Annotated in this window: 10 protein-coding genes; 3 read left to right on the top strand and 7 right to left on the bottom strand. The window is 50.6% G+C overall.

Features of this window, described 5'->3' with window-relative positions; genetic code table 11:
• Positions 1 to 332: 332 nt before the first annotated feature.
• Positions 333 to 1,259 (top strand): ABC transporter permease subunit, encoded by a 927-nt coding sequence (locus MHI43_RS22675; RefSeq protein ID WP_009589944.1) that lies wholly within the window; start codon positions 333 to 335, stop codon positions 1,257 to 1,259.
• 37 nt (positions 1,260 to 1,296) lie between these two features.
• Positions 1,297 to 2,175: a carbohydrate ABC transporter permease gene (locus MHI43_RS22680; RefSeq protein WP_036664213.1), complete on the top strand. Its 879-nt coding sequence runs from the start codon at positions 1,297 to 1,299 to the stop codon at positions 2,173 to 2,175.
• Positions 2,176 to 2,463: 288 nt separating this feature from the next.
• On the opposite strand, the gene MHI43_RS22685 is transcribed toward MHI43_RS22680, so the two are convergent.
• The 3 genes from MHI43_RS22685 to MHI43_RS22695 form a co-directional block, all read right to left on the bottom strand.
• Positions 2,464 to 2,814: an NUDIX domain-containing protein gene (locus tag MHI43_RS22685; protein WP_051425390.1), complete on the bottom strand. Its 351-nt coding sequence runs from the start codon at positions 2,812 to 2,814 to the stop codon at positions 2,464 to 2,466.
• Positions 2,815 to 2,844: 30 nt separating this feature from the next.
• Entirely contained in the window at positions 2,845 to 3,462 is a 618-nt protein-coding gene (locus tag MHI43_RS22690) for an SUKH-4 family immunity protein (protein ID WP_036664214.1), read from the bottom strand.
• A 64-nt stretch (positions 3,463 to 3,526) separates the two neighbouring features.
• Positions 3,527 to 4,321, bottom strand: coding sequence for a hypothetical protein (locus tag MHI43_RS22695; RefSeq protein ID WP_015736584.1), 795 nt, complete (start codon positions 4,319 to 4,321; stop codon positions 3,527 to 3,529).
• A 268-nt stretch (positions 4,322 to 4,589) separates the two neighbouring features.
• Here MHI43_RS22695 and MHI43_RS22700 point away from each other — a divergent pair, with 268 nt between their 5' ends.
• Positions 4,590 to 6,920, top strand: coding sequence for a helix-turn-helix domain-containing protein (locus MHI43_RS22700; RefSeq protein ID WP_051425391.1), 2,331 nt, complete (start codon positions 4,590 to 4,592; stop codon positions 6,918 to 6,920).
• A gap of 56 nt (positions 6,921 to 6,976) precedes the next feature.
• Here the strand turns inward: MHI43_RS22700 and MHI43_RS22705 are convergent, their stop codons facing one another.
• The 4 genes from MHI43_RS22705 to MHI43_RS22720 all read right to left on the bottom strand — a co-directional run bounded on the left by MHI43_RS22705 (position 6,977) and on the right by MHI43_RS22720 (position 11,641).
• Positions 6,977 to 7,993 carry a glycosidase gene (locus MHI43_RS22705; protein WP_036664215.1) on the bottom strand — a complete coding sequence of 339 codons (1,017 nt, stop codon included), beginning with the start codon at positions 7,991 to 7,993 and terminating at the stop codon, positions 6,977 to 6,979.
• A gap of 61 nt (positions 7,994 to 8,054) precedes the next feature.
• On the bottom strand, positions 8,055 to 9,671 hold the full coding sequence (locus MHI43_RS22710) for an extracellular solute-binding protein (RefSeq protein ID WP_036664216.1): 1,617 nt from the start codon (positions 9,669 to 9,671) through the stop codon (positions 8,055 to 8,057).
• Between the two features lie 52 nt (positions 9,672 to 9,723).
• On the bottom strand, positions 9,724 to 10,635 hold the full coding sequence (locus MHI43_RS22715; RefSeq protein ID WP_009589981.1) for a carbohydrate ABC transporter permease: 912 nt from the start codon (positions 10,633 to 10,635) through the stop codon (positions 9,724 to 9,726).
• A gap of 16 nt (positions 10,636 to 10,651) precedes the next feature.
• Positions 10,652 to 11,641, bottom strand: coding sequence for an ABC transporter permease subunit (locus tag MHI43_RS22720; RefSeq protein WP_036664217.1), 990 nt, complete (start codon positions 11,639 to 11,641; stop codon positions 10,652 to 10,654).
• Positions 11,642 to 12,009: the final 368 nt, after the last annotated feature.

Consider the following 12,009-nt stretch of genomic DNA (forward strand, 5'->3'; position numbering starts at 1 on the left):
CGGATAGATATTTTATTCTCATCTTACATTTGCTCAGGGCATACATCAATATGAAAACGCATTCTTTATTTCCCTCCCCAAACTCCCTTTCATAGACTTCATCGGCTAAACTCCTTATAAAATCAAGCTTTTCCAGGCATTATTCAATCCTGGCGACACTTTGCGAAATACTCAAATTCGAAGTTTTTGCCGTTTTTTAAAGCAGGCGTCCCCCCTTTCAATCCGCTCAAACTCCATTTTCATAGTTTACTGCACGCGGCAACTCTCTTTACACTCGAAACAGAACTGCTACGCTTGCAGCCCCCATCACTTACGAAAGGACGTGCCTACTCATGAAAAAAAGCCGCTTCGGCTTCCTGCGCGAAATCCGCTCGAACGGATCCGCCTACCTGCTCGTCGTACCGGCTGCCATCTATACGCTGGTCTTCGGTTATTTCACGCTTCCGTACATGCTCATTGCGTTTCAGAAATTCAACTTCAAGACGGGACTTTTCAATTCCGCCTGGGTCGGCTTTGACAATTTCAAGTTCTTCTTCTCGTCGCCTCGGGCTTGGGAAGTCACCTTCAACACCTTGAAGCTCAATTTTCTATTTATCATCGTTGGCACGCTCGCAGCCATGGCGCTGGCCATACTGTTCAACGAGCTCCGCAGCCGCTGGTTCTCGAGGGTGACCCAATCCACGATTTTGTTCCCGCATTTCTTGTCCTGGGTTATCGTCAGTTACATCATCTACAGCTTGCTGTCGACCGACTACGGTATCCTGAACCGGATCCTGGCGTTCTTCCATATCGACCCCGTCAACTGGTACGCCTCTCCGCAATACTGGACGTGGATTCTTACGACCGCGGCGGTCTGGAAGGACCTCGGGATGAACCTCGTCATCTATCTGGCGGCGATCACGGGAATTGACGACAGTTATTACGAAGCCGGCCGGATCGACGGCGCTACCCGTTGGCAGCTCATCCGCCACATCACCATTCCGCTCATGCTGCCGACCATATCCATCTTAACCCTGCTGGCTCTGGGCAAAATCATGTACGGCAGCTTCGACATGATCTATGCCATCGTCAAGGACAACGGGCTGCTGTATCCGACGGTTGACGTCATCGATACGTATGTGTTCCGTTCCCTCCGCACCATCGGGAATCCGGCACAAGCCATGGCCGTCGGACTGTATCAATCCGTGGTCGGCTTTATTCTCGTATGGGGCAGCAACAAAATCGTGAAGAAGGTGAATCCGGACCATGCCTTGTTCTAAAGCAAGCCGGAATCATTCGGAAGGGAGCGAAATCTAGATGACGTCCAGACCTAAATTTTTCGACGCCGTGAATGCCGCGCTGATCGGCATCATCTCCATTCTCTGCATCCTGCCGATGCTGCTTGTGCTCATGGTGTCCTTTACCGACGAAGCCAGCATTAAGCAATTCGGCTACCAGCTGTTCCCGAGCGAGCTGTCGCTGGATGCCTACAAGCTGCTTCTGTTCGGCAGCACGCCGCTGTACCGGAGTTACATGATCTCGATCATCGTGACGGTCGTCGGCACGATCCTTGCGGTCACCATCACGTCCATGGCCGGATATACGCTGGCCGCCAAGCATATCCGTTACCGCAACGGGCTCGGATTGTTCTTTTTCATTACGATGGTGTTTAACACGGGCCTGGTGCCCTGGTATCTGATCAACCTGAATCTCGGCATGAACAACACCATCTGGGCCCTGATCATACCGTCCTTGGTGTTCAACCCGTTCAACCTGTTTCTTGTACGCAACTACATGTCCCAAATTCCGCCTTCCCTGACGGAAGCGGCCAAGATCGACGGCGCGAGCGACTTCTATATCGCGTTCCGGATCTACTTCCCGCTCTGTATGCCCGTCCTGGCCACGATTACGCTGTTCTACGGCATTGCCTACTGGAACAACTGGTTCAACGCCATCATGCTGGTGGACAACGAGAAGCTGTATCCCCTTCAATATCTGCTGTTTAAGCTGAACTCCGAGATCAGCATGATCCAGCAGATGCAGAGCAGCGGCGCCATCCTCGGCACCCAGACGCTGCCGCAAGAATCGGTGAAGATGGCCACCGCCATTCTGACGATCGGACCGGTGGTGCTGTTCTATCCGTTCCTGCAGCGGTATTTTATAAAAGGGCTGTTGATTGGCTCTTTGAAGGAGTAAAGGTTTTTTCCACGTGTCATGATCTCAGGTCATGAGCAGGTAATCAGGTTTAACTGAAATCAAAGAGGCTAACCGCTCTCACGGTTAGCCTCTTTTTTTATATGATGGATGTCTTTATGGATGTAACGTCCGCCGCTTCAGATGGAACATCGTCAACAGAGTTCGTTAGCGTAACCCTGATGTTGTGAATGGGGCCAGTAACGCTAATCCGGTCTTTGAAGAGCAGGATGAAGGTTAAAACGCCCGGCTTTTGACTTCTCCTTGATAAGCCAATGCATCCTGGGCCCTTCACCGCTGAACGTCGCTCAGCTCCGACAGCTCGGCCCATTTATATTCCGAATGCTCGGAGCTGAGCACAATTTCCTCGTGAAGCGGGATCGAACAGCGGAATATGCCGACCTGCGCGTTGATATGACTGTGATAATAAAATCCGGTCAAGACCGCATCTTGCAGGGTAAGGCCCAGCTCTTCACGGCATTCGCGAAAAATCGCTTCATGGATCGTTTCGCCGGAATCCACCCCGCCCCCGGGCAAACTCCATCCCTTATTCCCATAGGTCCGTTTTAATAAAAGCAGCTTGCCGTCAGCGTTCGATATGATGGCATGCACACCAAATCTGTACGTGTCATGAAAGCCCAACGTTCATCCTCCCATCCCGTCATTAAAATGCTACCTCAAACGATCCTTCATTTCCTCCAGCACAATTCCCCACCATGAAGAGGAACGAACGGCATTAGGATCCATGTCTTTCAGCTCCCGCTTCATTTGTTCGAAGGCTGACTTCCACTCGCGCTCAGCCTGTAAAGCGTCCAGACGGGTTCCCGGCTTGATCTCCCCTCTTCTGAACTTCTCAAGTTTCTCGCGAAATTGTTCTGCCGTCAAAATCGTGGGAGGTGGATCGGGCTGCAAGCGCTCCGTTTGCTGCTTGAATCGAAGCACACGGTCCATAAAGGCGAGCAGGCTGTCGATGGAGGCGTTTATGTAGGTCGGTTTCTTTGTACCGCCCTCCGTGACTGCCCACACTCCCCCTGTATCCTTTTGGATCGCGACATGCAGTCCTTCGCTCCAGATCTCCCTTCCGATCGCGATATAGGCTCCATGAATATCCTGTAGCGGTAACGCTTCATGAAACAGAAGACCCAACGGTGGCTCCTGCGGATCAAAGACCGGCATTCCCCGATGCACAAGCGTTTCCACCGTCTTATCGTGCATTCCCTGGCCGTCCAAGCTTTCCCTCGTATAAGGCAGCACTCCGTGATCATACAGCGTATGATATTGCGGCTCCATTCTAACCCTCCCTTAAACTCCTAAACCGGTACGTATTCTGTAACCTATAATGATGCAGCGCGGTCTACAGATATTCGCCGAAATAAAACTGCAGCGCTTCAGTGGAATATCCGTCGCTTCCCTGCCACTCCGACATCGAGAAGAAATCGTCGTCCCTTCTCGGACGCGTGCGGGGCGTATCCTTCGGAACCAGCACGCCGGCATATCCCAGAATTTCCATCAGCACGTCTCGTTCATGCTTGCTTGAAGGCAGAACATCCTTCAAGCGCTTCTCAAGATGACGCGGGCTTTCTGATTCGGCGCATCCGTCGACGGCTGTCATCAGCTTCCTCAGAATGGCGATATCCTCATCGTCCACCGTCAGGCCCTCCTCATGGCTCAACAGCTCCAGATCGAGCCAGCAGTAGAGCAGCTGATTCAAGCGGATGCCTCCCCATTTGACCCGTTCGAAATTCAGCACGTTCAGGTCGGCATTCACGTAATTCCGGTCGGACTGGAGCCCGGCATGGTTACAATCTCCGCAGCTGCTGTAATTCGGCATGGCCGAGCGTCGTTCTTCGTACTGATGCAGAGGCAGGCGCGATGTAAGCGCCCAACTGGAAAGCGCGCTTCGCAGATGCACTTGTCTCGTGGACAGACTGTGCAGAAATGCGGCAGCAACCCTTTCTTTAGTAACCGTCTTATGTAAGCTATGCAGCCGCTGGATCAGCTCATCATGTCCGATGGTGATGGGGTCGAACATCAGCCTCATGCTCTTCGCGTAATCAAAGTCCTCCCCAACGAACGGCAAAGGACTGCTTTTCCAGCCGCTGGATGACCAGAACGTTTGAAGTAAAACCTTTTTCGCCTTTTTGTCCACAGCTTCCCACTTCCCATTTTTTTCTTGTCCCTATCATAACAAAAACTTCCTATAAAGCGAAGACGATCGAAATCTGACTGAGTTGGATTGAAGCCGTGAAACTATGAAAACTACGAGTTATATCATGTAATGAATAACGATGAATTTATTCTTAATATTTCTCCGAATAATCATTATAATGATATAATGTTTCAAATAACCCTATCCTTGTTGATGAAATCGGAATTTCGCATGACATGAAAAGAATGCAATGGAGGATGCACCCAAAATGACCATTCATAACCTCAAATCATTCATCGTATCCACTTTCACTTTCCGAATAAATTGGAATCACTTTAAGTCGAAGCTGCTCTTAAGATACGTACTGTCTTATATTCTGATCTTCCTGATTCCCCTGACGGGAGTAACCATTTTCGTTTATGATAGCGCTGTCAGCGGGCTTCGTACCGAGATCGAACAATCCAACATCAATCAATTGAACCAGGTGAAAATGACCATCGACTCCCGTATCGCGGAGCTTCGGGAGCTTTCCGGCCGAATCGCTTACGACAGACGCTTAACCCCTTATATGGTCCGTGATGATTATTACAGAGTGGAAGCCATACAAGCTTTGGCCAACTATAAGGCAAACAGCAGCATCATTGAAGACATCTTCTTATACTATCATAACGACCCGATTATCTACTCTTACCGCGGCCTGACGAATGTTAACGTTGCGTTCGACTCCTTCTATCGTTATGAGAACTGGAGTCTGGAAGATGTCACCCTTGCGCTGAACGAAACGAATCAGATGGTCATACGGCCGGCCGAGAATGTTACGATCAACAGCTCCAGGCAGGAGACGATGCTGACCATCATCGTACCGATCAAGCCCAATGCCCCCTATCCGTACGGGAGCGTCGTATATATGGTGAAAGAGTCCAATCTTACCGGGGTCATGGATTCCATTCTTAGCGATTTCACAGGGAGCAGCTACATACTCAATCAGAATGATGAAGTGCTTACAGCGAGCAATCACGGCGTAACCCTGTCTCAAGAGCATCTCGGGACATTGGCTGCGCTTGATGCCGGCATACACAATCTCTCCCTGAATAATGACAAGTATTCCGTCGTATCCGTCAAATCCGGGGAGAATGGCTGGAACTACATGACCATCATGCCAAGCTACCAGTTCTTCAGCCGGGTCGCTCATGTACAGACGCTCATTCTGCTGGTGTTTGGCATCGCCGTCATAACCGGAGTGCTTGCCGCTTTTGTGCTGGCTAGACGCCAATATCACCCGATTAAGGATTTGATGGAATTCGCCAAGCTCAGAGTTAGCGATACCCCAGAGCCCAAAACGCGCAATGAATGGGAATGGATTCGTCAGACCCTTCACGATTACAGCACCCGAATCGATATGCAGGAGCCCTTCGTGCGCAACCAATGCATGCTGCTTCTGTTGAAGCACGGCAAGCCGGATGATCCCGAAATCGAACGAATGATCGCCGGAGTCGGACTGGAATCTCCCCAAGAACAAGTCATTTATTTCTGTGTGATTCTGTCCTGGGAAGAAAACGATGCGGCCGAGGAACTCCAGAAGGATCGTCAGCAGGTGCACGAAATTCTCAGCCATGTTGAACCATCTGGGCTTCAAGCGAATATCTATGGCGTTGAATTCTCAGCCGATAATCAATTTGCGCTGATCGTATCGCTTCCTGACCCTGGCCAAGATTCGCTGAAGCTCCGGATGGAGCAAATCATTCGCACGGTCCAGGGATTGATCTCTGAGAACACTCGGCTCGATCCGAGCATGGGCGTAGGTACGCCCTACCGGGATTTGGGGCAGCTGAACCAATCCTTCATCGAAGCCGCAACCGCACTCGAGCACCGAATGGTCGGCAGCAGCCGGATCACCTATTTCGACCAGTTGGCAGAGCAGAATCATCCTGTCGCCAAAGGCGTATGGCTTCCAAGAAAGTCGCTGCTCAAGCTGGAGCAAAGCCTAAAGCAAGGCAACGAGTCGGTGGCTGTGCAGATGATCGCCGAGATGATGGAGACCATCCGGAGCGAACCGCTGCAAATTCATCTGCTGCGCTGCATTTGCTTCGATCTGCTGAACGCGCTGCTAAGGTCCGCCTCTGAGGTTGGAATGAACGAAGCATTCAGCAGCATCTCGGACTATACGTCGTTTGAGACGCTGGAGGAATTTGAGGACAAGCTGTTGTCGCTCACGACAGAGATTTGCGAGAAGGTTGAGCGTAACCATGAGCGGGCAGCACCTAAACTGATCGATGATATCGTACATTATGTAAATCAGCAGTTTGCCGACTATACGCTCAGCCTGGAGCATGTTGCCCTTAAATTTTCCGTCTCTACCTCTTACTTAAGCCGCAGCTTCAAAGAGAAGACCGGGATCAGTTTCTCGCAGTATATCTGGAAGAGGCGTACGGAGGAAGTCATTCGGCTGCTTGTGACGACAAGCGCTCCCCTTAAGGAAATCATCGAACAGGTGGGCTACCTGGATGCACCCAATTTCATCCGCAAATTCAAGAAAGAAACCGGGCTTACGCCCGGTCAGTACCGCAAACAACATCGCTCGAATAGGCTGGATATATAACAGAAGGGCCCTTTAGGAGATCTTGTCTCGAAAGGGCCCGGATGCTTTTACCTCACTCACTGCGGTTCGTTCAAGATATGCTCAACCAGCTCATCGACCGGCACGGTAGCCAGTGCAATTGCAGTGTCGGTCACACCATAATAGATATAGAGCAGACCGTCTTTGACCACGTTTCCTGTCGGGAACACCACATTCGGAATTTGATAACCGAATTTCTCATAATAGGTTTCCGGTTCCATAATGTAATTCTTCGTTCTTGCTATGACCTTCTCAGGGTTGTTCAGGTCAAGAAGCATCGCCCCAACGCGGTAAACGACCTGATCATCAACGCCGTGGTAAAGGACCAGCCAGCCTTTATCGGTTCGCACAGGCGGCGTGGCTCCGCCGATTTTCCTGGATTCCCACGCCGGATTCTCGGCTTTGGCCAGAAGTTTCGGCTCTTCCCAATGAACCAGATCCTCGGAGTACGTAATCCATATCGCCGCGCTGTCCGTTCCGTAAGCTGCACCCACGTATTCCTCCGGACGGCGCAGCAATGCATACTTTCCGTTAATCTTCTCCGGGAACAAAATGTTGTCACGGTCATTGATATCGAGCGGTGTCGTATCGGCAACGAACTCCCAGTCGATCAGATTGTCCGACTTCACGATCGAAGAGCGAGTGAGCCAGTGGCCCTCCTCCTCCCCCCAGCCGTCCGGATATTTGGGAATCGACCGCTCCGGTATCCCCGCTCCCGTCGGATAGTAACTCATGGCGCATGGCCTAAGGGCATAGTTTAGATAGTACGTGCCGTCAATTTTGACGATCCGCGGGTCCTGGACGCTTCCATATGGAAAGCCCAGCATGTCAGGCGTCACGATCGGCTCGTCTTTCACGTGCGTAAAATTCACCCCGTCTTCGCTCTCCAGCAGTCCCAACACATTCTTGCAAGGCGTTAGCGAGCCTGCGGTTCGCTCAATCATGTAAAACTTGCCGTTGTCTATAATAACCGCAGGATTGAATACGGTGACTTTACGCCATTCGTACGTTCCCGGAACGACGATCGGATTGTTCGGATGTCTTGTGATTTTCATAGGCTATGCCTCCACATTTGTATGATATTCAGGATTTATCAGGCCCTCTATCATTTTATGTTTAGCTCGACTTCCATCGGTCATATGCGCCTTGATAGATTTCGACGACCCGGTCGGCACCCATTTTCTTCATCGTGTTCAGGTAGTTATCCCAATTGGACAATGGTTCTGCTCCGGTCACGAACTTCGCCTCCATCTGTTGTACATATGTGCTCAAATCCGAGTTCAGGCTGTTAATCTCGGTTTGCTCTTCCACGGTAAGGAACAAGGCCGGGAACGGAGGTCTGGCTCCACGATCGAGCAGCTTTTCCTTCGTTTCCTTTTCAACCCACAGATCAAAGTCGGTCTTCAATCCTTTATTGATATCGTCCGTGTTGATGGTAGGAGCCGGAATACCGTAGTTTGGCGTCAAAGTCGCGCGATAATCCTCCATCTCCATGCCGTCCGGCACAGACAAATAGCGTTTCACGCGATTGGCTTCATCCGTGTACTCCCACAGCGTCCCTTCTGGTCCTTTGTTGAAAAAAAGCGACCCTTCATAAGAGTAAAGGTAGTCCACCCAACGCATCGATGCTTCAGGGGCAGGATTGGTCACCGAGATGGCAAAAGCCCCTGTCGTAATCCCTCTGTTCTTGGCGATGGCCGGCTTGTCTACCAAATCGCTTTTCACCGGAGCGAACATCGGATCCTTGGTGGACGGTTCTCCGCCTTTGGTCATGTAGGCATGCCAGTCGGAGAACAGGGCCACCTGATTGTTCTGTGCCTTGGCCTTTTTCTGTTCTGCGGTTTGCGAGAAGCTTTCGTGGTCAAGCAGATCCTCTTTCCATAGACGGTTCATATAGACCAGATACTCTCGGAAGCCTTCTTCTATCGGGGTATAATGAACAACATCCGCATCGTCTACATAAATTTCGTCTTCATAAACGCCGAAAGCGCCAAGAAGCCAAGTACGTAAATCCCGAGCATTGGTCGTAGCTGTCGATACGGAAGAGATCGGGATTTCATCGGCGACTCCATTGCCGTTCGGATCCTCTTCTTTTACCCGCTTTAGGAAGGTATAGAGCTCCTCGGTCGTCTCCGGAAGCTTGTCGATATTCAGGGCCTCCAGGAAATCACCGTTGTACCACAGCGGGTTCCGATACCAGTGCTGGCTTAAATCGACCGCTGGCAAGGAGTAGATATGTCCATCCGGTGCTGTAATCGATTTACGGATCTCCGGTATCTCGTCCATCAGCGCCTTGAAGTTCGGAGCATATTCCTCGATGAGCCCCTCCAGCGGAATCAGAATTCCCTGCTCGCCATAGTTCATCTGTTCGGCCGCCGTCAAACCTGCAGCATAGAAGACATCCGGATAATCGCCGCTGGCAAATACGAGATTCTTCTTCGTATCAAAGCTATCCTTCGGTGCGTTCAAGTATTTGAATGAAATGCCCGTCTTTTCCTCCATCTGCTGCAGCACGACCATATCCTTCCAGTTCTGAACGCCGACATCAGGTGCCATCATGGTCAGCGTAATCGGTTCATTCATAATCGGGAAGCCTTCCTTATTCACGGCGGTTGCTTCCGTTGACTTTGTTCCGGCAGTATTCGTATCGCCGGCCGAACCGCATCCGGCGAGCAGGGACAGGGCTGTCAGCCCCGTCAACACCAGCTTCCAAGGTTTGCTTGTTATCTTCATCCATGTTTCCTCCCTTTGCATATTCAAGCTCACATCTTATAAAACGCTTTCATTATCCTTTTACAGAGCCGATCATGACCCCTTGGACAAAGTATCGCTGTAAAAAAGGATAGAGAGCCACAATCGGCAGCGTAGATACAACGATAACCCCGTATTTGATCAATGATGCCGTTTCGGCTTTGGAATTCATTGCCCTGGCGGCATCCCCGCTGATTCCGGCGCCGGTCGTTTCCGCCGTCATTTCCTGAAGAACCAGAATCTGCCGCAGCACCATCTGCAGAGGATACTTGCTCTCATCGTTGAGATAGATCAAAGCCGGAAAATAGCTGTTCCAGTGGCTGACCCCGTAAAATAATGCCATGACTGCAATAATCGGCGCGGACAGCGGCAGAATAATGCGGACGAACAGCTTCAGGTTGGTACAGCCGTCCATATATGCCGCTTCCTGCAGTTCCTTGGGAATCGTCGTCTGGAAGAACGTCCGGGCAACGATGATATTCCATACCGATGCAGCTACGGGAAGAATCAGCGCCCCCATCGTGTTGATCAGTCCCAAATTCCGGACGACGAGATACGTTGGCACAAGCCCTCCGGTAAAGAACATCGTGAACAGAATAAATCCTAAGAACAGTTGACGACCGACCAAATCCGACCTGCTGAGCGCATAGGCTGCAGGCAGTGTCACGGCCAGGTTCAACAGCGTTCCTATCCCAGTATAAACGATCGTGTTCAGGTATCCGTTCCAAATCTTCGGGTTTTCGAAGACCAGCTGGTATCCGGCCCAGGTAATCTCCTTGGGAAACAGCCACATCGCACCGGAATTTACCTGCTGCGGGCTGCTGATCGATGCGCTGAGAATATATACGAGCGGATACAGAACAACAATCAGGGCGATGCATAAATAGATATAAACGCTGCCGAGAAAAATCTTGTCCCACTTCGATTCCTTCATCGCGGTAACCAATATACTTCCCTCCTTTCTACCATAAGCTGTTCTCGCTGGTGCGTCGGGCAATCCGGTTGACCGTTACCAAGAGAATGACGTTGATCACGGAGTTGAACAGGCCAACGGCTGTCGAGAAGCTGTACTGCGCGTCGACCAGACCGGTCCGGTAGACATATGTTGAAATGACGTCAGAAGACTCCATATTCAGCGAGTTCTGCAGCAGCAGTATTTTTTCGAAGCCAATCGTAAGAATGTTGCCCATGTTCAAAATCAACAAAATGGTGATCGTTGGGAGTATGGCCGGGAGGTTAATGTGCAGCAATCGTTTGAAACGACTGGCTCCATCCACAATCGCGGCTTCGTGCTGCTGCGGATCGACCCCGGACAGCGCGGCCAGATAGATAATGGTCCCCCATCCGGTGCTTTGCCAGACCCCGGACAGAACGTATACGGTCTTGAACCACGCCGGATCCGATAGAAAGTTCGGCGCATCGATGCCCATCCATTTGATCAATTGGATCAGGATGCCTGTGGACGGCGATAAGAAGGTAATAATCATACCCGCCATGACAACAACGGATATAAAATGAGGCGCATACGTAACGGTCTGGACGATTTTCTTGAAGGGACCCGTCCGGATTTCGTTGAAAGCGAGCGCCAGGATGATCGGCAGCGGAAACCCGATGATCAGCTCGTAGAAGCTGAGGCTGAACGTATTCCAGAGCAGATCCCAGAAATAGTAGGAATTGAAGAAACGCTCGAAATGATCGAAGCCCACCCAAGGGCTGTCCATGATTCCTTTGCTAGGGATAAAGTTCTTAAAGGCAATCTGGATGCCGTACATCGGCGCATAGTGAAATACAAGGAAATACAGTAAGGCAGGCACCAAGAACAGATAGAGCTCCCAGTTCACCCTGATTCGTTTACCAAGAGACGTTTGGTTTACACCTGGATTAGACGGCTTCGTTTCGCGTTGGATGGAACGTCTTCCGGATATCACAGCAAGCAGTCTTCTTCCCTTCATGTTTCCCCTCCTTTCTTACATATCGATTCATGTCAGGTTATCTGGTTCACTCACGTACATCACGTTTCAGTGATAAACAGGTAACGCTTACATTCCAAAGTGTAGAGAAGACAGCATGACATCGTAAATGTGTAAGATGTGCATTGTCATCCGTCAGTCCGGCGAAATCCCGCTGCTGTCCTTTATTTCTCATCCGAATCTCCGCGATTTTTGCTCTTATATGATGCGGAGTATGTGTAACATATGAACCTGTTATCAGGATTCATATGTTACATATTGTGCTCCATCAAGCGTTGTGTGAACTTGGCCTACGAACACCGAATATGCGTTAACTCGCACGAGAACAAGGAAGAGCAGAATGAAAATGT

The organism is Paenibacillus sp. FSL H8-0457 (genome assembly GCF_038051935.1).
GTDB classification, from domain to species: domain Bacteria; phylum Bacillota; class Bacilli; order Paenibacillales; family Paenibacillaceae; genus Paenibacillus_AQ; species Paenibacillus_AQ lautus_A.